At 71.9% G+C, this 24,020-nt stretch carries 20 protein-coding genes; 15 read left to right on the forward strand and 5 right to left on the reverse strand.

Annotated features, from left to right (window positions below; translation table 11 throughout):
- Positions 1 to 147: 147 nt before the first annotated feature.
- The 4 genes from JGU66_32320 to JGU66_32335 all read left to right on the forward strand — a co-directional run bounded on the left by JGU66_32320 (position 148) and on the right by JGU66_32335 (position 4,198).
- Positions 148 to 948 carry an rRNA pseudouridine synthase gene (locus tag JGU66_32320; GenBank protein ID MBJ6765463.1) on the forward strand — a complete coding sequence of 267 codons (801 nt, stop codon included), beginning with the start codon at positions 148 to 150 and terminating at the stop codon, positions 946 to 948.
- A 64-nt stretch (positions 949 to 1,012) separates the two neighbouring features.
- A complete protein-coding gene (locus tag JGU66_32325) occupies positions 1,013 to 2,476 on the forward strand; it encodes a helix-turn-helix domain-containing protein (GenBank protein MBJ6765464.1) in 1,464 nt (487 codons plus the stop codon).
- On the forward strand, positions 2,473 to 2,952 hold the full coding sequence (locus tag JGU66_32330) for a methylated-DNA--[protein]-cysteine S-methyltransferase (protein ID MBJ6765465.1): 480 nt from the start codon (positions 2,473 to 2,475) through the stop codon (positions 2,950 to 2,952). The genes JGU66_32325 and JGU66_32330 overlap by 4 nt, the downstream gene beginning before the upstream one ends.
- Before the next feature lie 76 nt (positions 2,953 to 3,028).
- Entirely contained in the window at positions 3,029 to 4,198 is a 1,170-nt protein-coding gene (locus JGU66_32335) for a low temperature requirement protein A (protein MBJ6765466.1), read from the forward strand.
- Here the strand turns inward: JGU66_32335 and JGU66_32340 are convergent.
- The 3 genes from JGU66_32340 to JGU66_32350 all read right to left on the reverse strand — a co-directional run bounded on the left by JGU66_32340 (position 4,192) and on the right by JGU66_32350 (position 6,426).
- Positions 4,192 to 4,590, reverse strand: coding sequence for a cupin domain-containing protein (locus JGU66_32340; protein ID MBJ6765467.1), 399 nt, complete (start codon positions 4,588 to 4,590; stop codon positions 4,192 to 4,194). The genes JGU66_32335 and JGU66_32340 overlap by 7 nt on opposite strands.
- Positions 4,591 to 4,675: 85 nt before the next feature.
- Positions 4,676 to 5,506 (reverse strand): class I SAM-dependent methyltransferase, encoded by an 831-nt coding sequence (locus JGU66_32345; GenBank protein ID MBJ6765468.1) that lies wholly within the window; start codon positions 5,504 to 5,506, stop codon positions 4,676 to 4,678.
- Positions 5,507 to 5,514: 8 nt separating this feature from the next.
- Entirely contained in the window at positions 5,515 to 6,426 is a 912-nt protein-coding gene (locus tag JGU66_32350) for a glutaminase (GenBank protein MBJ6765469.1), read from the reverse strand.
- Between the two features lie 230 nt (positions 6,427 to 6,656).
- On the opposite strand from JGU66_32350, the gene JGU66_32355 reads away from it, so the two are divergent.
- The 11 genes from JGU66_32355 (at position 6,657) to JGU66_32405 (ending at position 21,355) form a co-directional block, all read left to right on the forward strand.
- Positions 6,657 to 9,119: an MMPL family transporter gene (locus JGU66_32355; GenBank protein ID MBJ6765470.1), complete on the forward strand. Its 2,463-nt coding sequence runs from the start codon at positions 6,657 to 6,659 to the stop codon at positions 9,117 to 9,119.
- 119 nt (positions 9,120 to 9,238) lie between these two features.
- Entirely contained in the window at positions 9,239 to 10,528 is a 1,290-nt protein-coding gene (locus JGU66_32360) for a GNAT family N-acetyltransferase (protein ID MBJ6765471.1), read from the forward strand.
- Positions 10,510 to 11,022: a serine acetyltransferase gene (locus tag JGU66_32365; GenBank protein MBJ6765472.1), complete on the forward strand. Its 513-nt coding sequence runs from the start codon at positions 10,510 to 10,512 to the stop codon at positions 11,020 to 11,022. Before JGU66_32360 ends, JGU66_32365 begins: the two co-directional genes overlap by 19 nt.
- A gap of 118 nt (positions 11,023 to 11,140) precedes the next feature.
- A complete protein-coding gene (locus tag JGU66_32370; protein ID MBJ6765473.1) occupies positions 11,141 to 12,664 on the forward strand; it encodes an oligosaccharide flippase family protein in 1,524 nt (507 codons plus the stop codon).
- The gene (locus tag JGU66_32375) at positions 12,661 to 13,656 is read left to right on the forward strand and encodes a GNAT family N-acetyltransferase (protein ID MBJ6765474.1); all 996 of its coding nucleotides are present in this window, start codon (positions 12,661 to 12,663) and stop codon (positions 13,654 to 13,656) included. The genes JGU66_32370 and JGU66_32375 overlap by 4 nt, the downstream gene beginning before the upstream one ends.
- Positions 13,653 to 14,816, forward strand: coding sequence for an acyltransferase family protein (locus JGU66_32380; protein ID MBJ6765475.1), 1,164 nt, complete (start codon positions 13,653 to 13,655; stop codon positions 14,814 to 14,816). Before JGU66_32375 ends, JGU66_32380 begins: the two co-directional genes overlap by 4 nt.
- Positions 14,817 to 14,869: 53 nt before the next feature.
- Complete coding sequence (locus tag JGU66_32385; protein ID MBJ6765476.1) at positions 14,870 to 16,039, forward strand: glycosyltransferase; 1,170 nt, start codon at positions 14,870 to 14,872, stop codon at positions 16,037 to 16,039.
- Between the two features lie 44 nt (positions 16,040 to 16,083).
- Positions 16,084 to 17,286, forward strand: a complete 1,203-nt coding sequence (locus tag JGU66_32390) for a hypothetical protein (protein MBJ6765477.1) — start codon at positions 16,084 to 16,086, stop codon at positions 17,284 to 17,286.
- A gap of 37 nt (positions 17,287 to 17,323) precedes the next feature.
- On the forward strand, positions 17,324 to 18,871 hold the full coding sequence (locus JGU66_32395; protein MBJ6765478.1) for a hypothetical protein: 1,548 nt from the start codon (positions 17,324 to 17,326) through the stop codon (positions 18,869 to 18,871).
- 93 nt (positions 18,872 to 18,964) lie between these two features.
- Entirely contained in the window at positions 18,965 to 19,876 is a 912-nt protein-coding gene (locus tag JGU66_32400) for a phospholipase (protein ID MBJ6765479.1), read from the forward strand.
- 216 nt (positions 19,877 to 20,092) lie between these two features.
- Positions 20,093 to 21,355, forward strand: a complete 1,263-nt coding sequence (locus JGU66_32405; protein ID MBJ6765480.1) for an MFS transporter — start codon at positions 20,093 to 20,095, stop codon at positions 21,353 to 21,355.
- 16 nt (positions 21,356 to 21,371) lie between these two features.
- On the opposite strand, the gene JGU66_32410 is transcribed toward JGU66_32405, so the two are convergent.
- Together JGU66_32410 and JGU66_32415 are read right to left on the reverse strand one after the other, a co-directional pair.
- Complete coding sequence (locus JGU66_32410; GenBank protein MBJ6765481.1) at positions 21,372 to 22,271, reverse strand: aspartyl/asparaginyl beta-hydroxylase domain-containing protein; 900 nt, start codon at positions 22,269 to 22,271, stop codon at positions 21,372 to 21,374.
- Positions 22,268 to 23,968, reverse strand: coding sequence for a carboxypeptidase regulatory-like domain-containing protein (locus JGU66_32415; protein ID MBJ6765482.1), 1,701 nt, complete (start codon positions 23,966 to 23,968; stop codon positions 22,268 to 22,270). Before JGU66_32415 ends, JGU66_32410 begins: the two co-directional genes overlap by 4 nt.
- Between the last annotated feature and the right edge of the window lie 52 nt (positions 23,969 to 24,020).

Here is a 24,020-nt window from a genome sequence, read left to right on the forward strand (position 1 = left end):
GGCAGAGCACCGAGAGGGAGTCAAACCACGGGCGCGTGACGCCCCTTCCCTTGGGGGCGTCCGAGTGCGAGGTAGGCACGGGATGCGCGGCCTTTCAGGTGTTTGCCGGGTCGCCCGCCGCAGGTGGGTGCCCGGGAGGGAGCTGACGTGACACGCAAACAGCGGACGCCTCGATGGTTGGAGGCCGCGCGCCTGCGGGGCGCCGGGACGCCGGAGGGCGAGCGAGCGGACTGGCTGTCGCGGGCCCTGGGCCGAGCGGGGGTGATGCCCCGGGCCGAGGCGGAGCGCGCCATCCTCGAGGGGCGCGTGGAGCTGGACGGGCACGTCACGCGCGAGCCCTTTGCTCCGGTGGGGCCCGCCTCGCGCGTGCGGGTGGATGGCGAGCCGCGGAGCCTGGAGGCTCCTACCCGGGCGGTCATGCTGCACAAGCCCGCGGGGCTGGTGGTGCACGGCTCGGACCCGGAGGGCGTGGGCACGGTGTTCGAGCACCTGACGGCCCGGCTGTCTCCCGCGCTGCGCGGGTACGAGTGGCTCGCGGTGGGGCGCCTGGACCGGGACACCACGGGCCTCTTGCTGTTCACCAACGACGAGCGGCTGGTGCGCCACGCCACCGCGCCGCAGGCGCACCTGCCCAAGCGCTACGTGGCGCGCGTGGCGGGACGGCCCGGAGACGCGGCCCTCGTGCGGCTGCGCGAGGGCGTGGTGCTGGATGACGGACTCACCCGACCCGCCGAGGCGCGGCTGCGCGAGGCGGACGTGGTGGAGCTGGTGCTCACCGAGGGTCGTCATCACCAGGTGAAGCGGATGCTCTCGGCGGTGGGACATCCCGTGCTCGCGCTGCATCGCGAGGCCGTGGGCGAGGTGGGGCTCGACGTGGCGGAGGGCGCGTGGCGAGCGCTTCGCGAGGAAGAGGTTGCCCAGGGACTTCGGTTCGCAGGGGCTTCCTGAGCGCTGTTGCTGCCAGGTCCGAAAGTGACCAGACAGGACGCGTGAGGCGGGTTACGAGAGCGGCGTGATGCAGACGTTGGATCCACGAACCTGTTACCAGTCCTTGTGCGCACGCGCGCGCCGCTTCGATGGACTCTTCTTCGTCGGCGTGTCGACGACCGGGGTCTATTGCCGCCCCATCTGTCCGGCGCGCACGCCGCGGATGGACCGGTGCTCCTTCTATCGGACGGCCGCCGAAGCGGAGCTGGCGGGCTACCGAGCCTGTCTGCGCTGTCGGCCGGAGCTGGCGCCAGGGCAGGCGCCCGTCGACTCCGTTCCTCGGCTCGTCGCCGCGGCGGTGGCTCGCATTGACGAGGGCGTGCTCAACACGTCCTCCGTGGAGGCGCTCGCCGAGGAGCTGGGCGTGACGGCGCGCCATCTTCGCCGCGCGCTGGAGGCCGAGCTGGGAATTTCTCCGGTGGACCTCGCGCAGTCGCGACGGCTGGCCCTGGCCAAGCAACTGCTGCACGACACGTCGCTGCCGCTCACGGAGGTCGCGTTCGCCAGCGGCTTCCAGAGCGTGCGGCGCTTCAACGCGTTGTTCCGCGGTCGCTTCGGTCGGCCGCCGTCGGCGCTGCGGCGCGCGGGGGGAAAAGGGACGCCGTCGCGTTCGCTGGTCTTGCGGTTGGACTACCGCCCTCCGCTCGACTGGGAGGCGCTCCTGTCCTTCTTGCGAGCCCGCGCCATCCCCGGCGTGGAGCACGTGAGCGAAGGCGAGTACCGACGCACCGTGCGATGGGGTGACACGAGCGGCTGGGTCGTCGTGCGCCACGCGAAGGCGCGGCCCGCGCTCATCGCCGAGGTCTCGCTGTCGCTGTCGTCGGTGCTGATGGGCGTGGCCTCGCGGCTGCGGGCCCTCTTCGACCTGGATGCGCAGCCCGCGCTCGTCCATGAGGCGCTGAAGCGCGACGCGGTCTTCGAGGGAACGCTCCGCGCGCACCCCGGGCTGCGCGTGCCCGGCGCGTTCGATGCCTTCGAGCTGACGATGCGCGCGGTCCTGGGCCAGCAGGTCTCCGTCCAGGCCGCGACCACGCTGAGCGGTCGGCTCGCCGCGCGATGGGGCACACCGCTGGAAGACGCTCCGGGCCCGGAGCTGTCGCGCTTGTTTCCGACCGCGGAGGAGGTCGCGGCGCGCACCCTGGATGAAGTGGCGGCGCTGGGGATGCCCGCGTCGCGCGCGAACAGCGTGCTCGGGGTGGCGCGGGCCCTGGTGCAAGGCACGGTGCGGTTGGAGCGCGACACGGACGCCGCGGAGGCTATCGCGGCGCTGGATGCGCTGCCGGGAATCGGGCCGTGGACGGCGCACTATGTCGCCATGCGCGCGCTGCGCTGGCCGGATGCGTTCCCGGAGGGAGACCTGGCGCTGCGCAAGGCGCTCGGCGGCGTGACGACGAAGGAACTCTCCCAGCGCGCCGAGTCCTGGCGCCCGTGGCGCGCCTACGCGGCGATGCATCTGTGGGCCCGTCTTTCTCTTGGAGCCGGCGGATGACTCGACTCTTCAGTTCCACCCTGGCCAGCCCCGTGGGGCCTCTGCGCCTGTTCGCCAGTGAGCGCGGACTGTGCGCCATCTACTTTCCGAACCACCGGCGCGCGCGGGACCTCGACGCCCACGCCGATGACGCGCAGCCCGTGCTGCGCGAAACGCGGCGCCAGCTTCAGGAGTACTTCGCGCGTGAGCGCACGGCCTTCCAGCTCGCGCTCGACCCGGAGGGGACGCCCTTTCAGCAATCGGTGTGGCGCGCGCTCCAGGAGATTCCGCCGGGCACCACGTGGACCTACGCGATGCTGGCTCGGCATGTGGGGCGCGAGGGGGCGGCCCGAGCCGTGGGGTCCGCCAACGCGCGCAACCCCGTGTCCATCGTCGTGCCGTGCCACCGCGTGGTGGGCGCGAGCGGCAAGCTGACCGGGTACGCGGGTGGGCTTGCCACGAAGCAGTGGTTGCTGGAGCACGAGCGCGGGGACTGACGGCCCGCTGTCCGGGGCGTGGAGTGTGCTTGGATTCGCGCGGGCGCTGGCGACCGTCCGCGCGGAGGAGTGGCACATGGCCCTGTGGGGCTCCGGTTCATTGTTGCGCGTGCGGGATGGCCACGAGGCGCGGGTCTCGTATGCCGAGCTGTTCTTCGACCTCGTCTACGTCTTCGCCGTCACGCAGCTGTCGCACCAGTTGCTGGAGCACCTCACGGTGCTCGGCGCGTTCCAGACGCTGGTGCTGTGGTTCGCGGTGTGGCTGGCGTGGCAATACACCTGCTGGGTGACCAACTGGTTCAACCCGGAGGCCATGCCCATCCGCCTGCTGCTGCTCGGGATGATGCTGGCGAGCCTCGTCATGTCCGCGGCGATTCCCGAGGCGTTCGGCTCACGAGGTTGGGTCTTCGCGGGCTGCTTCGCGGCGATGGAGGTCGGGCGGACCCTCTTCATCGTGCTCCAGCTGGGGCCCCGTCACGCGCTCGCACCCAACTTCCACCGCATGCTCGCGTGGTTGAGCGCGGCAAGCGCGCTGTGGATCCTCGGCGGTCTGCGAGAAGGCGCCGAGCGACTGGCGTTCTGGGTCGCGGCGGTGGCCACCCAGTACATCGCGCCCATGGTGGGCTTCTGGACGCCGGGCCTGGGCCGCTCGCGGACGTCCGAATGGACCATCGAGGGCGGACACCTGGCCGAGCGCTGTCAGCTCTTCGTCATCGTCGCGCTGGGGGAGTCCATCCTGGAGACGGGCGTCACGCTCAGCGCGCGAGAGCACTGGGACACGCCCATCCTGCTGGCGACCATCGTGGCCTTCCTGGGCAGCGTAGCCATGTGGTGGGTGTACTTCGATACGAGCAGCAAGGACGGCAGCGAGGCCATCATCCACTCGAAGGACCCGGGCCGCATCGGGGCGTACTTCCACTACGTGCACGTCACCATCGTCGCGGGCGTCATCGTCTCCGCGGTGGGCAACGAGCGCGCGATTGGCCACCCGGATGCGCGCACCGACACCGTGTCCGCCGCGGTGTTGATCGCGGGTCCCGCCATCTACCTGCTGGGGAACGCGGTCTACAAGCGGGTGGTGTACGGCCGCTTCCCAGCCTCGCACTTCATGGGGCTGGGGGCGCTCGCGGTCCTGACGCCGCTGTCCTTCCTCACCAACCTGCTCACGGTCAACGGCTGGACGTCGCTGGTGATGGTCGCGGTGGCCGTGTGGGACGGCTGCGCGCGACGGCGCGTGGCTCACTGAAGGGACGGGCGTGCCTCCTCTTCTTTGCCGGCGCGTGCGCGGGCGTAGTCCTCGGCTCCGGTGAAGTCCACCGCGTGGCAGGGCTCGTCGCCCACCACCCAGCCGTCGTGGCCGGGTGGAATGAAGGCCACGTCACCCGGGCCGAGCTCGAACTCCTGGCCGTCGCGCATCTTGACGTGGATCCTCCCGGAGAGGATGCACGTGGTGTGGACGACCTCGCAGAACTCGGTTCCGGCCAAGGGCTTCACGTCCTTGGACCAGCGCCAGCCGGGCTCGAAGACGGCGCGGCCCACGGTGAGTTCTCCCAACTTCAAGACGTCGGATCCGCCATGCGCCACGAACGGGCGGTGCTCGTCCGAGTCGCTGGCTCTCTTGATGATCGCGCGTGCCATGATGCTCCCCCTCGGGAATGGAGGCCGCGCTCGCGCGACCTCGAGTCCAAGGGAAACATGAGGATGCTCGCCGTGGCCTGCCAGCTCAGGGCGCGCGCGCGGCGGTGAGCTGGCGCAGGCCCCAGCGATACGGCAGGACACCGTCGGAGCGGAGGAGCGGCGCGACGGCGGCGAGGAACGTCGTGCGCAGCGCGGCGCGGTTCTCCTGGGACATCCGGTCGACGTCGTAGGTGGTCGCCAGCGATTCCCACACGCGCTCCGGTGGCCCGTCGCCGATGACCTCCAGCTCCTCGTCGGACCGGACGCTGAACCCCGCTCCGAAGAGTCCTCGCAGCCCCTCGCCCGAGCGCACGCGCGCGTCTCCCAGGGGCAGGGAGGGGACCGCGTGGGAGGACCGGACCGCCTGGATGAAGGTGGCCACCGCCTCGGTCGGAGGACGTGTGCCCGGGACGACGACGGAGACCTGGCCGCCGGGCTTGAGCACGCGGCGCACCTCCGTGAGGACCGTCTCCACGTCGTCCATGAGCATGAGCGCCAGGTGGCTGAGCACACGGTCGATGCTCGCGTCCGCGAAGGGCAGGGTCTGGGCTCTGCCCTGCAGGAGCGTGGCCGCGTCGCCGAGCCGCGCGCGGGCCCCCGTCAGCTCATGCGCGCTGAGGTCCAGCCCGAAGAGCGTGAGCCCGGGCGTCCGCTGCTGAGCGAGCAGGGCGAGCAGCGTGCCATCGCCGCATCCCAGGTCCAGCACCGTGCGGGGCCGACCGTCGTCCGGCACCTCCGTCGCGAGGCAGGCATACGAGGAGGGCAGGGTGTCCGCGCCGCGTCGCGCGGGGAGGCCCGCGAACGCGCGGGTCGTGGCTCCCGCGTGACGGCGGTGGTAGTCGAGGAGGTACGTCTCCGCGGGGGAGGGAGCGGGCATGGGCGGGGTCAGAAGATGGAGAGGCCGGTTCGGGTGGTGAAGCGATCCAACGCCTCGACGCCGGCCACCGAGTTGCCGCGCGCGTCGAGCGCGGGACTCCAGACGCACAGGCCGCAGCGGTTGGGGATGATGGCGATGATGCCGCCGCCGACGCCGCTCTTTCCAGGCAGGCCCACGCGGTACGCGAACTCGCCGGCCGCGTCGTAGGTGCCGCAGGTGAGCATCACCGCGTTGACCTGCTTGGCCTGGCTGCGGGTGAGGAGCCGCTCTCCGCCCGCGCGCTGGCCATGGCGCGCGAGGAAGCCACAGGCGCGCGCGAGGTCCGCGCAGCTCATGCGCAGCGAGCACTGCCAGAAGTAGTGCTCCAGCACCTCGGGGACGGGGCGCTCGATGTTGCTGTAGCTGGCCATGAAGTGGGCCAGCGCCGCGTTGCGATGGCCGTGCTCGGCCTCCGACGCGGCGACGACCGGGTCGAAGTCCACGTCGGGGTTGCCGCTCTCCGCGCGCAGGAAGTCGCGCAGCGTGCCCCGCGCGTCGCCCGTGAGGCCGAGCAGCCGGTCGGTGATGACGAGCGCCCCCGCATTGATGAAGGGGTTGCGGGGGATGCCCTGCTCGTACTCGAGCTGGACCAGGGAGTTGAACGGGTTGCCCGAGGGCTCCTTGCCCACGCGCCGCCACAGCGCATCGCCGTCCTGGGCCAGCGTCAGCGCCAGGGTGAAGACCTTGGAGATGCTCTGGATGGAGAAGGGCACGCGCCAGTCCCCCACGCCGTACAGCGCGCCGTCCACGGTGGCCAGCGCCATGCCGAAGTGGTTCGGATCCACCGCGGCCAGCGCGGGGATGTAGCGCGCCACGCGACCCTGCCCGAGCACGGGCCGGGTCGCCTCCATCACCTCGTCGAGTATCGCCTGGTAGTCCATGGACGTCCGGTCCGCCGCGCGGCGGTGGGGCGGGCATGCTCCGCCGCGCCGGGGAGCCGGTCAATTCCCGCGCGGCGGGCCTCGCGGGGCGGACTAGCGAACACCCCGCCTGCACGGGATGTCTCGCAGTGAGCGGGGCGCGTGTGTGCGCACGGCGTCCTTTCGCCATGGGGCTATAGCGCGAGGAGCCCTCGCCTCGGCGCTCTCGCCGCGGACGCGGGGGCATCACCATGGTGGATTGGATCGACAGGCTCTCGCGGAGGCTGGTCACGGCGCTCCTCGAGCGTCGCCGGCAGGTCCTCCTGGTGGCGACGGTGCTCACGCTGGTGGGCACGGCCCTGTCCATCCAGCTCTATGGCGACTTGCGCAGCGAGGTGGAGGAGCTGCTCCCCTCGGATGCGCCGAGCGTGGTGGCGGCCCGCGTCCTCACGCCTCGCCTGTATGACGTGAACCACCTGTCGGTCGTGCTGGAGGGGAATGATCCGCAGGCGCTGCGGCGCTTCGCGGATGCGCTCGCGGAGCGACTGCGCACGCTGCCGCCCACGCTGGTCCGGTCGGTGGAGTACCGGGTGGACGCGGAGCGCGCCTTCTTCCAGCGGTTCGGCCTGTTCTACCTGCCGGTGGAGGACCTGCGCACGCTCGTCGCGCGCGTGCGGGCGCGCATGCAGTGGGAGCGCATGCACCTCAACCCGTTCATGGTGGATTTGATCGACGCGGACGCCAAGCCTCCCTCGCTCGACTTCCGTGACCTGTTGGGCCACTCGGGCGCGGGGCTCGCTTCCGTGGACCGCTTCCGCTCCGGCTATTACCAGTCACAGGACGGCAAGCGGCTGGTGCTGCTGGTGCGACCGCCTCAAGTCACCACCGGCTATGCGTTCAACCACACGATGCTGGAGGAGGTGCGGCGGCAGGTGCAGGCGCTGCATCCCGAGCACTTCGACCCTTCGATGCGCGTGGGCTACGACGGCGAGGTCGCGACCATGATGGAGGAGCAGGCCGCGCTCCAGTCGGACCTGCTGACGTCGGGCGTGGTGGTGCTCGCGGGCGTCACGGGCGTGCTGTGGCTCTACTTCCGTCGCTGGCGGGCGCTCGCGGCCATCATCGGCTCGCTCATGGTGGGGTGCTCCGTCACCTTCGGGTTGGCGGACGTGCTCATTGGCCACCTCAACGCGAACACCGCGTTCCTGGGCTCCATCGTGGTGGGCAACGGCATCAACGCCGCCATCATCTACCTGGGCCGCTACCTGGAAGAACGGCACGCGGCGGTGCCCGTCCCCGAGGCCATTCGCATCGCCTGGGCGGGCACGGTGGCGCCCACCTTCGTGGCCTCCTTCGCGGCGGGGCTGGCGTACCTGTCGCTGGCGGTGACGCGCTTTCGCGGCTTCAACCAGTTCGGCGTCATGGGCGGCATGGGCATGGCGCTGTGCTGGTTGTCCGCCTACCTGGTCCTCCCTCCGCTGTTGTACGTGCTCGAGTCGCCGCGGCCCATGGAGCTTGCCCACGTGGTGGGGGCTCGGCCGCTCACGTCCCGGCTCGCGCGCTGGGTGGTGTCCCGGCGCGGGCTCATCCAGGTCGTGTCGCTGGTGCTGCTCGCCACGAGCGTGGCGGCCGTCACGTCCTATCAAGGCCCGCTGGTGGAGGCGGACTTCAACAAGCTGCGCGCGCGCGACAGCCAGAAGCACGGCTCCATCTACTGGGGCCATCGCGTGGACGAGGTGTTCCAGTCGTACCTCACGCCGGTGGTCATCGTGGGCGACAGCGCGGAGGATCTCCAGCGCGTGGTCGACCTGCTCAACGCACGCCAGCGCGCGCTGGGAGACCAGGCGATCCTCGGCGAGGTGCGGACCGCGCGCACGCTGGTGCCCATGGACGCCGAAGCCAAGCTCCCGCTGATGCATGAGTTGCGCGCGTTGTTGCCGGACTCGCGGCTGTCCATGCTGCCTCCGGCGCTCCGACACGAGGCTCGGATGTACCGCCCTCCCGCGAATGCGCGCCCCCCGCGATGGGACGAGGTGCCGCTCACCCTCCGTGAGCCGCTCACCGAGCGCGACGGCACCGTGGGGCGCGTCGCGTTCGCCTACCCCAAGCGGGTGGGCTCCATCGACGCGCGCTACGGCTTGCAGCTCACCGACACCATCCGCGCCGCCATCCACGATGCCGGGGGCCGGGCGTTGTCCATGGGAAGGCCCCTGCTCATCGCGGACATCACCCATGCCATCCTGCGAGATGGCCCGCGCGCCACGCTGCTGGCGCTGGCCGCGGTGTCCGCGCTGGTGTTCGGGGTGACGCGCCACGCGCGGTTGGCGCTGACGGTGCTGGCCGGCCTGCTCCTGGGCGTGGCGTGGTTGGTGGGGTTGGCCGCGCTGCTGCGGCTGCGGCTCAACTTCCTCAACTTCGTGGTGCTGCCCATCACCTTTGGCATCGGGGTGGACTACGCGGCCAACCTCATCCTGCGCTACCGCGAGGAGGGACCCGGCTCGCTGTCGCGGGTCATCGAGGGGACGGGCGGAGCGGTGGCGCTGTGCTCGTCCACCACCATCATCGGCTACGCGTCCCTCCTGATGTCGCGCAACCAGGCGCTCGCGAACTTCGGCCTGCTGGCGGCGATGGGCGAGGTGGCGTGCCTGTCCGCGGCGCTGCTGGCGCTGCCCGCGCTCCTCCTGCCCAAGCAGGCGTCGACCCCGGAGCCGTAGGGCGGGAACCGTCGCACGACGAACGGCGCGTGGGACCGCGGGGCAGTGGTGTGGCGCTGCCTGCCAGCCCAGGTTGCCGCACGCCCCGGGGAGGGGTTGGCGGAGGGAAAGGGCGGGGCATGGACACCCTAGACGAACAGCAGGCCCAGGAGCCGGTGACGCAAGCCACCCCGTCCGGTTCCGTCCCCGCGGTGGAGCCCCCCGTTCCGCGCGAGGTGCCGCTGGCGCCTCCGTCCAACGAGGTGCGGCCGTCCCACAGTCGCTCCGAGTTCTTCGACACGACGCCCGGCGCGCGCACCGTCCCCGCGAGCCTGTCGGTGACGGAGGCGCGCACGTACTCGGCCTTCGCGGGCCTGCGCGCGGAGTGGACGGCGCTGCTGACGCGCACGGATGATCAGCTCTTCTACCGGCACGAGTTCATCGACGCGTGGTTGACCCACTTCGCCTCGGACGCGCGCTTCCGCGTGCTGACGGCGCGCGACTCCGGGGGCCGGCTGCGCGCGGTGCTTCCGCTGTTGGAGCGGCGCACGTGGTGCGCGGGCGCTCCGGTGCGTCAGCTCATCAGCCCCACCAACGCGCACTCCTGCCGCTTCGACATGTTGGCGGAGGACGCGCCGGCGGCGGGCGCCGCCTTCTTGCGGCACCTGGAGTCGGACCCGGAATGGGACCTGCTGCAGCTCCAGGACGTGCCCCACGGAGGACGCGCGTGGAGCCTGTACCGGGCGGCCGAGGAGCGGGGCCTGCCGGTGGGGACGTGGAAGTCCATGGACTCGCCCTACCTGTTGCTGCCCGCGTCGCTGCCGGAGCTGCACGCGCGCTGGAGCAAGAACCTGCGCTCGGGGCTGCGGCGCCGTCGCAAGCGATTGGACGAACTGGGGCCGGTCACGGTGGAGCGGGTGTGCGGCGGTGAGCAGCTCGACGCGCGCTTGTCCGAGGGCTTCGCCATCGAGCGCGGCGGCTGGAAGGGCGAGCGCGGTACGGCCATCTCGCAGGACCCGGCGACGCTGGGGTTCTACACGCGGCTGGCGCGCGACGCGGCGGACTCGGGCCACCTGTCGCTCTACATGCTGCGCTCGGCGGGGCGGGCCATCGCCTTCGACTTCGCGTTCGCCTACCAGGGGCGCTACCTCACCCTGAAGCCCGCCTACGACGAGGCATTTCAGCAGTACAGCCCGGGCCAGCTGCTCACCGCGGCGGCGCTGGAGGACGGCGTGTCGTCCGGGCTCACCGAGTGCGACCTGCTGGGCGAGAACATGCCGTGCAAAGCGGTGTGGGCGGATCGCCTGCGGCCTCACAGTTGGCTCTTTGTCTTTCGCGACACGCGCTTCGGCCGCGCGCTGTGCTCGGCCAAGTTTCGCTGGTTGCCTGCTGCCCGACGGATGGTGACTCGATGGGTCCCGACGCGCTGACCTTTCACCGCACCGCGCGCTGGCTTCATGCGCGCCGCGTGCCGGTAATCCCTCAACTGCTTGGCATGCTCACGCATGTGCTGTTTCGCGCCCAGCTCCCGCCGGACGCGGACCTGGGCGAGCACTGTGCATTGGGCTACGGCGGCCTGGGCGTGGTGGTGGCCCCTGGCGTGCGCGTGGGGCCCTACGGCTTCCTGTCGCACCAGGTGACGCTCTGTGAGCGGCCTGGCGCCCAGGGGGTGCCGCAGCTGGGCGCCTACGTCTACGTGGGCGCGGGCGCGCAGATTCGCGGGCCGGTGCGGGTGGCGGACTTCGCCGTCATCGGCGCCAACGCCGTGGTGGAGACGGATGTGGCGCGCGGGGCCATCGTCACCGGCATCCCCGCGCGAGAGGTGCGGCGCGAGCCCGACCCGCCCGCCGCCTACAAGCGGGATACCGGGCAGTGCGTGGACCCCGCGGTCCTGGTGCCCGCGCCGCGCTCGCGTCGCGGTTGAGGGGTGGACGCGGCGCTGCCCGGCAGGGGCGCTGGCCACCTCGCGAGGGGCTCCCCACCCTCCGCGCGCCACTGACCGGACCTCCCAGGTCCGGTCCTTCCTTCTTCTTGGAGCGGACGTGGACGCGTTGGCACAGCCGGTGCCCGAGAGGGCGCCGCGGCGCTCGCTGCTCGCCAGCGCGCGACCGCTCATCCTCGCGCGGCTGCTCACCGCGGGGCTCACCTTCTGCATCCCGCTGGCGCTCGCGCGCATCCTCGACCTGGGCGGCTACGGCACCTACAAGCAGGCGCTGCTCATCGCCCAGACCCTCTACTACGTGCTGCCCTTCGGGGTGGCCCAGGGGCTCTACTTCTTCCTGCCGCGCACGGAGCGACCTCGCCCCTACCTGGGCCAGACGCTCCTCTACCTCGCCTGCGCCGGAGGCGTGGCGGCGCTCTTGCTCGCGCTCTTCCTGGCGCCGCTCGCCTCGGCGTTCTCCAACCCGGGCCTGCTCGCGCACCGCGTTCCCTTGAGCCTGTACGTGCTCGGCGTGCTCGGTGCGTTTCCGCTGGAGGCCTCCCTCACGGCGCGGGGGCGCACGGGCTCCGCGGCCATCGCGTATCTGGCCTCGGACGCGGTGCGCACGGCGGCCATGCTGGTGCCCATCGCGCTGGGGCTGGGGCTGGGGGGACTGGTGTGGGGCCTGGCGGGGTTCGCGCTCGCGCGCATGGCGGTGGCCTGGGCGTTGTTCGTGGTGCTGGGCGGTGACGGGCCGCTCTTGGACGGCGCCGCGTTCCGCGCGCAGTTGCGCTACGCGCTGCCCTTCGGGCTGTCGGTGCTGCTGACGATGGTGGCGCAGTATGGCCACCAGTTCGCAGTGAGCGCGGCGGTGACGCCCGAGGCCTTCGCCTTCTACGCGGTGGCGTGCTTCCAGCTCCCGCTGGTGGACCTGCTCTACACGCCCGTGAGCGAGGTGCTCATGGTGCGGCTGGGCGAGCTGGAGCGCACCGGCCACGTGGACGAAGCGGCGGCGGCCTTCCGAGACACCGTGGCGCGGCTGGCCACCTGGTTCTTCCCGCTGGCGATGCTCCTGTTCGCGTGCGCGCCCGAGTTCATCACCGTGCTATTCGGCGCGCGCTTCCTGCCCGCGGTGCCGCTCTTCCGCCTCACGGTGCTGGGCACCGGCCTGTCCTGCCTGCCGGTGGACGCGGTGCTGCGCGGGCTCAACCACAACCCGGCGCTCCTGCGCGCCGCGCTGCTCAAGGCGCTGGTGGCGTTGGGCCTGCTCATCCCCGGGTTGTGGGCGCTGGGCGTGACGGGCGCGCTCGCGTCGGTGGCGCTCACCGAGGTGTTCGGCGCGTCGTGGCTCCTGTGGCAGGTGCGCCGCGCGCTGCGGGTCTCCGAGTGGGGCGCGCTCTTGCCCGGGGACGCGCTGCTGCGTCGCGCGGTGGCGAGCGTGGGCGCGGCGCTGCCCTGCCTGGGCGCGCACGTGGCGCTGGGGCCCCGCTTGGCCGCGCTGCCCTCGGGCTGGCTCTGGCGCGTGCTCCCGCTGGGCGCGGGCGGCCTGCTCTTCACGGCCGCGTATCTCGCGCTGCTCGGCCGGCTGGGCGTCACGGTGCGCGAGGTGTTGGGCGGGGCAAGTCCCGCGGGAGGTGGAACATGACGATGCAGGGACAGACGCAAGCGCTCCAGGACGCGGTGACGGGTGAGACGGTGTGGCTGGAGGGCCTGGGCTATCCCATGGCGCCGCTCTCGCAGCTCGCGCGCGACGCGCAGGTGGAGCGGTGCGAGCCCACGGCGCTGCGCGCGGGAGACTTCGCGGTGGTGCAGCACGCCAACGGCACCCTCGCCGCGTACCTGGTGCTGGCCGCGGGCGTGAAGCCTCAGACGGCGCCCTTCTGGGGTGAGCCCGGAGAGGAGATTCCCAAGCTCCTGGGACGCGTGACGGCGCTGCGCGTGGGCGCGGGGCGCCGGGAGTTCAAGCTGGGGACGTTGTCCCGGTTGGGCGCGCGAGCGGCGCGCGAGGCGCTGCGGTTGATGCGGCGCTCGGGGGCGCCTCGGCTGCTGGGCTCGGCGCGCGCGATGTGGGAGGGCCTGCCGCCGGTGCTCGCGATGAAGCGCCACCGCATGTTGCCGCTCACCGCGAGGCCCTTGGTGCCCTCGGACCGGGAGGCGCTGGCCGCGTTCGCGCGCGCCGAGGTGCCCGCGCGCGTGGAGCACCTGGACGCGCAGCTCCTGGGGCGCTGGCAGGAGGGCGGCATCGCGGTGGGCGCGTTCGATCGGCACGGGAAGCTGTGCGGGCTCATCTACCTGGACGAGTACCGGCGCGAGGGGTTGGACGTGGACGGCGTGTGGGTCCGCTCGCTGGTGGTCTCCAGTCGTGCGCGGCGGGTGGGGGTGGCGCGGGAGATGAGCCTGGTGGCCGAGGCGCGGGCGCGGGAGATGGGCATCACGCTCTTGTGCGCGGACCTCCGGCCGGACAACACCCCCGTGCTCAAGCTGCTGGCCTACTGGGGGTTCCGTCCGGCGTCGGCCGCGGACGCGGACGCGTTCAACGCCACCTGCAAGCGCGCGGGCCTGGAGGAAGGCTGGGCGGTGTGGCACTACGACGTGCCGGCCACCCCGCGCGCGCGGACCCGGGGCTCTCGCCGATGAGCGCCTCCGGAAGCCCTCCCACCGAGCGGCTCGCGGGCCTGGACGCGCTGCGGGGCGCGCTGTCGCTGTGCGTCGTCTACGTGCACGCGGTGGTGCCCTTCACGCTGGGCGCCACGGGCTTCTATTACGCCGAGGCGGTGAAGCACCCGCTCGCGGACCTCACCTTCGACGTCGTGCACTACTGCTCGATGGAGGTGTTCTTCTTCATCTCCGGCTTCATCGCCGCGAGGCAGCTCGCGCGCGGCGGGGTGCCGGGGTTGGTGCGTCAGCGCCTGCGCCGCATCGGCGTGCCGCTGCTCATCGCGGGCGCGCTCCTGGTGCCCATCGACCAGGGCTTGTTGGCGCTGGGCGAGGCGCTGGGCTTCCCGCGCGCCCAGGAGTTCCCCACGGGCGTGAGGCCCCTGCACCTGTGGTTCCTCTACTACCTCGTGATGCTCACGGCGGGGACGGTGGCCGCGGCATGGATGGCTCGCCAGCTGCCGTCGCGGCTGCTCGCCCGAGTGGAGCGGATGGGGCTCACGCTCCTCACGCGGCCTGGGGGCGTGCTCGTGCTGGGGCTGCCGGCCCTGGCGGTGCGGGTGGTGGGCCCTCGCGCGCAATACTTCGACTATCGCCCCTCGGTGGGCTGGCTCCTGTACTTCGGCCTCTTCTTCACGTGCGGCGTGGTGCTCGCGCGTCGCCCCGAGGGCTTCTCCGCGTGGCGCTCGGGCTGGCGCGGTTACCTGATGGCCGCGGCGGGCATCTATGCGCTGTGGCACCTGGCGCTGCCCGCGGCGGACCTGTCCTACCGCGCGGCGCGAGCCGTGGAGTCCGGGCTGATGTGTGGCTACGGCGGGTGCATGGTGCGCGGGCTGGTGGGGCTGTGCCTCGCCCGGCTCGCGTCGCCTCCCGCGTGGCTGCGCGCGGTGACGCTCGCGTCCTATTGGACCTATCTGGTGCACTGGCCCGTGGTGTGCGCGACGCAGGTGGTGCTCGCGTGGGCCCATGCGCCCGCGCTCGCTCGGCTCAGCCTGGCCGCCGTGCTGGGCGTGATGGTGCCGGTGCTCACCTATCACCGCTTCATTCACCGCGGCCGACTCGGCCCGTGGCTCGCCGGCGGGCGAGAGCCCCCTCCCGCCTCGTTGCTCCCCCGCGCCGCAGGCCTCGCCCGCGGCGGGTGAGCCACGTCCATCCCTCACCCCTACTGGAGCCCCCCGTGCGTCACCCCGCATCCATGCCCGACCCCCGCCCCATCCGGCTCGTGCAGTTCACCAAGTCCTTCTGGCTCGGCGGCACCGAGGTCCAGGTGGTGGAGCTGCTGCGAGGGCTGCCCCGCCATTACCCCGTGCAGGTGGCGGTGTTGGAGAAGGATGGTCCGCTGCTGGATGGCGTGCGCGCGCTGGGCATCGAGCCCGTGGCCTTCCCGCTGGGCTCGAGCGCGCGCCATCCCATCACCCTCCGCCGGGTGATGGCCGCCGCGAGCTGGCTGCGCCGGCTCAAGGTGGAGTTGGTGCACGCGCAGGACCTCTACTCGGCGCTCATCGCGGTGCCCGCCGCGCGGCTGGCGGGGTGCAAGGTGGTGGTGAGCCGGTTGGACCTGGGGCACTGGCACACGTCGCTCCAGGCGCGCGTGCTGCGCTTCCTCACGGCCCGGGCGCACCACGTGGTGGCCAACGCCGAGGCCATCCGCGCCCAGCTGCTCTCCAAGGAAGCGCTGCCGCCAGAGCGGGTGAGCGTCATCCGCAACGGCCTGGACGTGGCGGCCTTCGACGCGCGCGTGCGCGAGGGGTTGTTCCTGGACGTTCCGGACATCGGGGATGCGCCGCTGGTGGTGCACGTGGCGAACATGAGCCATCCGGTGAAGCGCCAGGAGGACCTCATCGCGGCGGTGGCTCGGGCGCGGCGGCGCGTGCCCACCCTTCAGGCCTTCCTGGTGGGAGACGGCGTGCGGAGGCCGGAGCTGGAGTCGCTCGCCTCGTCGCTGGGCGTGACGGACGCGGTGCACTTCCTGAGCTGGCGGGCGGATGTGCCGGCCCTCTACGCGCGCGCCACCGTGGGCGTGAACTGCTCGGTGGCGGAGGGCTTGTCCAACGCGGTGATGGAGGGCATGGCCGCGGGGCTCCCCATGGTGGTGACCGACGTGGGCGGCAATCCCGAGCTGGTCGCGGACCGACGCCGGGGGCGCGTGGTCCCCGCGCGCGCGCCGGATGCGTTGGCCGCGGCGTTGGTGGAGTTGGTGGGGGCGCCGGACATCGCGCGGTCGATGGGGCGCGCGGCGCGCTCCTTCGTGGTGTCCGAGCTGGGCCTGGGGCGCATGGTGGCGGAGCATGACGCGCTCTACCGTCGACTCGTGCACGGGCCGCTCACCCCCGCGCGCGATGCCGTACCCGTGCCGCATCCCTAGCCTCTGCGAGCGCTCGGCGCACCCGAGCGGTAGAGGAGGGCGGCATGCAACTGGAGGCGAGCCTCGACGGAGCGCAAGGAGTCCAGCCCGCGGAGGCCGAGGTCGCCACCGCGTTGGCGGTGGCCGTGGTGCCGCTGTGTGCGCTCGCCGTCACGTCCACCGCGGTGGGCATGCACTGGGACATCTGCTGGCACCAGTCGATTGGCCGGGACACGTTCTGGTCTCCACCTCACCTGGCCATCCAGTTCGGCGCGGTGCTCACCGGGCTGTGCTGCCTGCACGTGCTGTGGCGAGCCACGTTCGGCGCCGCGCACGTGCGAGTGGCCGCGCGCGGTGCCTCGGTGCGCGTGTGGGGGCTGCGCGGGCCATTGGGCGTGTTCGTCGCGGGCTGGGGCGGGGTGGCGATGCTCACCTCCGCGCCGTTCGATGACTGGTGGCACAACACCTACGGGCTCGACGTCAAGGTGCTGAGCCCGCCGCACGCGGTGCTCGTGGGCGGCATCCTGGTGATGCAGCTGGGCGTGCTCCTGCTCGTGTTGGGCGAGCGCAACCGCACCGCGCCGGACACGCTCGCGCACTCGCGCCATGACTCCCTGCTCCTGCACGTGTGCGGCATGGCGCTCACCTGCTACCTGGTGCTCACGCTGGAGCTGCTCTTGCCCAGCTACATGCACTCCGGGCTGTTCTTCCGGACGGTGGCAATGGGCGTGCCGTTGCTGCTCGCCGTCACGCATCGGGCGAGTGGTCAGCGCTGGGCCTGCACCCAGTCGGTGGGGACCTATACCGCGCTGATGTTGCTGCTCGTCTGGGTCTTCCCGCTGTTCCCCGCCACGCCGCGCCTGGGTCCGGTGTACCTGCCGGTGACGCACCTGGTGCCGCCGCCGTTCCCGCTGTTGCTCATCGTGCCCGCGGTCGTGCTCGATGTGCTGCTGGCCCGCGTGCCTGGGTGGAGCGACGGGCGGCGCGCGTTCTGGGGCGGCACGCTGTTCCTCGCGAGCTTCGCGCTGGCGCAGTGGCCGTTCGCGGACTTCCTCATGTCTCCGTGGGCGCGCAACCCCATCTTCGCCGCGGACATGTTTGGCTACAGCACGCAGCCTGGCTCGTATGCCTATCGCCACCTCTTCCACGACGTGGAAGGCACGAGCACGCGCTTCTTCCTGAACCTCGCGCTCGCCTGGGGGCTCAGCGTGGGGATGTTCCGACTGGGGCTCGCGTCAGGCACGTGGCTGCTGCGGCTGCGGCGCTGACGTGATGCCTCCCTTCCCGCTCACTAGGAGTCCTCTCATGCGCGTGTGGTGTTCGTCGGGCAGCGCGCTGCTGTCCCTGCTCTTGATGGGTCTGTCCGGCGTCGCGCTCGCGCACTCCGAGGTCCAGGACCTCTTCCACGAAGGGCTGGCCGGGCCGTATCGGCTGTTCGTCACGGTGCGTCCGCCGGCCGTCATTCCCGGCATCGCCGAGGTGCGCGTGCGCACCGAGCACGACGACGTGGACATGGTGGAGGTCGTGCCGCTGCCACTCGAGGGCGCGGGCAGTCACCTCACACCCGCGGCCGACGTGGCGACGCGCTCGGAGAGGGATTCGCAGTCCTTCCAGGCGAGCCTGTGGCTGATGACGCCCGGGGCCTGGCAGGTGCGTGTCACGGCGCACGGCAAGCGGGGCTCGCACACCCTGGCGGTGCCCGTGCGCGCGCTGCCCACGCGCACCGAGGCCATGAGCACGCCGTTCTCGGCGCTGCTGCTGGGGCTGCTGGTGTTGCTGTGGATGGGCGCCGCGAGCGTGGCGCGGGCCGCGGCGCGCGAGGCGCGACTGGCACCCGGTGAGAAGCTCAGCCTGCGCGACCGCCGCCGAGGCAACTGGGCGTTCGCGGCCACCGCGCTCTGCATGGGGCTGCTCGTCTGGGTGGGCGGGCGGTGGTGGCGCGAGGAGGCCAAGGGCTACGAGGCCATCCTGTATCAGCCGCTGAAGCTCGCCGCGGACTACCTGCCGAAGGTGGGGGAGGGGACGCTCGCGCTCCGACTGGAGGACCCAGGCTGGCTGCCCTCGCGGCGCCTGGACGACCTGGTCCCCGACCACGAGCACCTGATGCATGTCTTCATCGTCCGCGTGCCGGAGATGGACCGCGTCTATCACCTGCACCCGGAGAAGGTGGGCCCCGCGCGCTTCGAGCGCCCGCTGCCGCCGATGCCCGCGGGCCGCTATCAGGTCTGGGCGGAGGTGGTGCACGCCACGGGCATGACGGAGACCCTGCGCACCGAGCTGCTGCTGCCCGACGTCCCGGGTGAGCCCGCGCGGGGGGATGACGCGCTGGGCACCGCCGCGCCGCTGTCCCAGTCCTCGACGGACAGCCGCACCTTCACCCTGGAGGACGGCGCGCGCATGGTGTGGCTGCGCGATGAGGGCCCGCTGTCGCTGGACGCTCCCGGCCACCTGCGCTTCCGGGTGGAGAACGCGGAGGGGCATCCCGCTGGAGACCTGGAGCCTTACATGGGGATGCTCGGCCACGCGGCCATCGTGCGCACCGACCGCGAGGTCTTCGCGCACGTGCACCCCTCGGGGTCGGTATCCATGGCGGCGCTGGACATCGCGCGGGCCGCGCTGGAGCCCCGCCCCGCTGACGGCGCGCCCGAGGGCGAGATGAAGCACGCGGGCTGTCATGGCGCGGTGACCGGCCCCATGCCCTCCGATGTGTCCTTTCCCTTTGGCTTCTCGCTCCCCGGGCGCTACCGCCTCTTCATCCAGGTGAAGCGCCACGGCACGGTGCAGACCGCCGTCTTCGATGCGCGCGCGGGTGGACGCAGCCTCACGCCGGTGTCGGAAGGGAAGGTGCCGTAGCGCGGTAATGCATGGCTCATCCTGGAATAAATGACGAAAATTGATATTCAAGTTTAATCTGACATGCGCGACACCTCACCCAAGAGGCCGTTCATGTCCATGCGTGTTGCCGTGCTGTCGTTGTGTCTGGCTGTCGTCGTCGGTTGTGGAGGGGCGGAGGCAGTGGACGAAGCTCCGCTGGGGACGAGCACGTCCCGGCTGGTGGTGCCCACGGTGGAGAATCAGGTGGTGGCGCGCCTGGCTTCGAGCACGGGGGCTGGATACGGGTATGCCGAATACCTGCCGCCCGGCTACCTCACGTCGGCGTCGAGCTATCCCGTCGTCATCCACCTGAACGGCATTGACGAGTTCGGCACGTCCACGACGGAAGCGGACCTCTTGAGCGTGCTGACGCGGCACGGGGCGCTGAAGCTCATCCAGACCTCGTCGACGTGGAAGACGTACTTCGGCACGCATCAGGTGATGGTGTTCTCTCCGCGCGCGCCTACGGACTGGACGCCCTCGGTGCTGGATGCCTTCGTCAGCTTCCTCGTGGCGAACTATCGCGTGGACACCACGCGCATCTACCTCACGGGCCTGAGCATTGGTGGCTATGGCGCCTGGAAGTATGCGTTTGACCATGGCAGCCGGCTGGCGGCGCTGGCGCCCATGGCCACCAACATCGGTGGGCCGGGCCCGAGCATCACGCAGCTGCAGAACGTGCCGGTCTGGGCCGTGCATTCGTATGCGGATGGCGGCTCGCTGTCGGCCGAGGTGTCGTGGCTGCTGGGCCTGACCAAGGTCTATGGCCAGTACTCGCCGCTGAGCGTGGCGTCGCCGTCCTCCACGGTGACGTATCCGTTCGATGGCGCGACGCACACGTGGGGCGCTCCGGTGCCGGGCCGCGTGGGCACGGGCTCCTCCGTCGCGCGGCTCACCGTGTACTCCGGCGGCGCGCATGACTGCTGGTCGAACACGTACAACGACACCGTGTTCTGGGACTGGATGCTCGCGCAGCACCGCTGACGCCCGCCTGGCTGTTCCCGCCTCGGGCCCACCGCGCCCGAGGCGGCCTGCCTGCCCAGCGTGCGCGGGGTGGAGCACGAGATAAATCCCGAGGGAAAAGAGCGCGGCTGGGTCGTGTTGCGCTCAGAAGGCCTGGACGCAATGCGCCATGGCCGCCCATCTCCTATGACCCTCGCACACACCACGAATGCGCCCCTGCATGAGCGCCGGGGCATCTTGCGCCGCAGCCTTCGCCTCTCCACGCTGGAGGGGGTGCTGGCCGAGCTTGTGACGGCCTTCGCGGGAAGCGGTGTGCTCACTGCCTGGGCCCTGCACTTGCGCTGCAGCCCCATCCTCGTCGCGCTGCTCGCCGCGCTGCCGGCGCTGCTCCAGCTGGTGCACCTGCCGTCGGCGTGGCTGACGCAGGCGCGGGGCAGCCGTCCCGTGGCCATCCTCGCGGTGGGCGCGTCCCGCCTGGCCCTGCTCCCCCTGCTCGTGTTCCCGTTCCTGGGGCTGTCCCTGGAGGGCAAGCGGCTGCTCTTCCTGGGCATCACCGTGCTGTACGCGCTGCTGGGAATCATCGCGAACAACGCCTGGACCGCGTGGATGGGGGACCTGGTCCCCGCGCCCGTGCGGGGCCGCTACTTCGGGCAGCGCACCTCGCTGGGGATGTTGGCGGGCGGCATCGCCGGGCTGGCGGTGGGGCTGGCGCTCGACTCCGCTCGCAAGCATGGGCAGGAGCCGCAGGTGCTCGCGCTGCTCGCGCTCCTGGGCACCCTCGTCGGCGTGGCCTCGCTCGTGCTGATGGCGCGTCAGGCGCCGCCCACCGGCGTGTCGCGCCGAGCGGTGTGCGCGGTGTGCGCGGTGTCTCCGTTCCGGGATCGCCGGCTGCGTCCGCTGCTCACGTACCAGGTGGTGTGGGGCGCGGCGGTGGGGGTCTCCGCGAGCTTCGGCGTCGTCTACATGCTGCAGGACCTGCGCATGGGCTTCGGCCTCATCGCGGGCTACGGCTCGGCCGTGGCGCTGGTCCGCGTGCTGGCCATCCGTCACTGGGGCAAGGTCATCCAGCGCGTGGGCGCGCGGCCGGTGCTGGTCGTCTGCTCGTTCGGCCTCATCTTCCTGCCGCTGCTGTGGCTGGTGCCGCCCAGTGACTTCACGCTGTGGCTGCTGGGCGTCGACGTGCTGATGGCCGGCATCCTGTGGGGCGGCCACGGTCTCGCGTCGTTCGAGCTGCCGCTGTCGCTCGCACCCGCGAAGCGCCGTCCGTTCTACGTCGCGGCGTTCCACAAGGCGGGCGGTCTGGCGTTCGCCCTCGCGTCGCTCGCGGGGGGCTGGCTGGCGACGCAGGTGCCCTCGCGCCTGTTCATCCACGGCGAGGCGTTCCACGGCCTCCAGATCCTCTTCCTCCTGTCCGCGCTGGGGCGACTGTTCGCGGCCCCGCTGGCCCTCCGGGGTCGGCGCCGTCAGGAAGGCGCTGTGCCCGCCGCGTGCTTCGCGTGAGCGCGAGCGTCCGGACTCAGCGTCGCCAGTAGCGCCACACCCAGCGGTCCGCGCGCTCGACCTCCTCGAAGCGGGCGAGCAGCGGCGGCACGAGGTTCTCGGGAAGCCGGAGCTGGGCGAGCAGCGCGCGCACCTCCAGCTTGCGCGTCAGCGCGAGCAGCGCCTCTCGCTCCGGCTCCGTCAGGTCCGGGTGCCAGCAGTCGGCGATGAGCACCACGCGTCGCTCATTGCTCGGGTTCGTCGTCTCGTGCTCGAACGAGTCATGGAAGGCGAGCACGCGGTCGGTGCGCCAGGCGCGCGCTTCGGTGCCCACCCGGATGGCGGAGCCCTCGGGGGCGCGCAGGCCCAGGTGCAGGCGCATGCGGAACCCATCCCAGCCGAAGCTCGGCACCGCGCGCGTGGCCGGCGCGTGCGCGGAGAACATCACGTCACCCAGAGGCAGGTCGGTGCACTCGCCCGTGAGCGAGCGCACCACGCGCGCGGTGGAGTCCATGGCCAGCTCGGGCCAGAAGAGGCGATCCACGCGCTCGCCCGCGAAGTAGATGGGATGCACCGTCCAGCGGCCCGTCCCCACGATGTCGGTGCGGTAGTGGAGCAGCGGCGAACTCTCGAGCCGCGCCAGGTCATTGCGCACGGCATCCACGTGCTGCTCCAGCGCGCTCGCCGCCGCCGGGGGCGGGTCTCTCCAGGGACGCTCCTCCAGGCCGGGGAAGGGCGGGAACACCACGGGCGCTTGTCCCGTGGGCGCGGGCGGCGGCGCGACGTCTCCCAGCAGGATGCGCAGGTAGTGCTTCACGCGCTCCAGTTCGGAGCCCGCGGCCAGGACCGAGTCCACGAAGCCACCCGCCACGGCCAGTCGGAGGATCTCCTCGCGCACCTGGATGGGGAGGTCCTCCTGCTCGGGGGCTTCGTTCATGGTGTGCCTCGGGCCTCGGCTGCTGGCTGCGCCAAGGCGCCCAGCTCCGTGCGCTGGCCGGCCTTGACGGTGAAGGCGCGGGAGACGTCCTTCACGTACAGCGTGTGCTCGCCTGGAGTGAGCCCCGCCACCAGGAAGCTCCCGTCGGCTTGGGTGAACTGCCAGGCGCCATGCCACCGGTCATCGATGACGATGCTCGGCGGCCCCTCCATGCGAGACTCGGGGCCCAGCGTGATGGAGCCCGCCACCGCGCCGGTCTCCTCCAGCCGGATGGTCGCGGTCAGGTGCTCGCCGGGCTTCCCCGTGAGCGTGACGCTGCCCGCGCGACCATCGGGGAGCCACGCGTAGACGGTTTGTGGGCTCCCGGAGAGTGGATGCACCACGAAGCCACCGCCCTCGAAGCGGTGCGCGGTGTATCGCCGGGGGACATCGCCACAGCGCCCGGAGATGGGCTGCTCCACCGCCACGGTGACTCCGTGCGCGAGGGTGCCGCCCGGAAGGACGACGTATCCCGCCAGGTCGAACCGCTCGCGAGTCGACGGCTCGGGGGGAATGTACATTCCTCGATACGTCGGATCCGGGGTGACGGCGATGCGGGTGGAGAACGGCACGCCGGGCTTGAGCGTGACCTCTTGCCAGCTTCCCAGGACGCCTCCCCCGCTGTGGCCCCGGAACCAGAGCTGTCGCTTGCCCGACTCGACGGAGCCCCGCCACGTCCCATCGGGCTGGAGGCTCAAGGCCACGTCGCCGACGCCGACGGATTCGATGGTGTCCTTCAAGCCGACCTTGCCCGCGCGCCGCGCGAGCCGCACCGTGACAGGCGTGAAGCCCGCGAGCTGGAGATCCGCGTGGCCCTCCGTGCCCACGGCGACCGCGTCGAGGTAGTGCTCCATGCCCTGGCCCTGCGCGGCAATGGGCGAGACGTGGAGCTTGCCGGGCGTGAGCCCATCGATGCGGAACGCGCCCTGCGCATCCGAGACCGCCTCCATGGGCAGGCGCCACGTGAACAGCTCGTCGCCCCAGGCGACGACGCGAACATCGGCCGCGGGTGCGCCGTCCGGGCCCGTGACGCGCCCCGAGAGCGAGGCCCCGGGCGGCAGCCGCAGCTCGACAGAGAGCGTCCCGTTCGCCACCACGCCCACGTCGCTCTCGCAGGACTCGGCATGGCCGGGGCCGCGCGCGCATACGTCGAACAAGCCCGCGTGCGTCGAGGAGAACAGCGCCTGCCCGTGCTCATCCGTCTGCACGGACTCGAAGACCGAGGCCGGCGTCACCGGTCCCCGCAGGATCGCCACCTTCGCGTTCGCGACGGGCGTCCCGTGTTGAGCGGACAACACACGCACGCGCACGGTGGCGGTGCCCTCCAGCGTCGGAGGCTCCGAGGGAACTGGAAGCGGCGCGGAGTCGCCCGAGCCCTGCGTCGTCGGCACCGCGGCGGAAGCGCTCGAGCCCGCCGCGGAGGGGGCCGCATCGGGGGCGGGCGCTGTCCCCGGAGCCGTCGAGCCAGGTGCCGCGGCTGACGGGACGGGCGCACCCGCCACGGGAGCGGAGGTCATCGCGCCGCGCACGACGGGCGCTGCCTGAGGGGGAGCGGGCTCCGCCGGTGACGGCGCCGCGGTGACGCGCAGAACCGCAACCGTTCCGAGCACCAGCGCGGCTCCCGCCGAGATGCCCGCCCATGTCAGCGTGTTCTTCATCGCGTGCTCCCGCTTGCGAGTGCCCGGGGACCAGCCACCCGGAAGATCGCGC

The sequence above is a fragment of the Myxococcaceae bacterium JPH2 genome, assembly GCA_016458225.1.
Lineage (GTDB): Bacteria > Myxococcota > Myxococcia > Myxococcales > Myxococcaceae > Citreicoccus.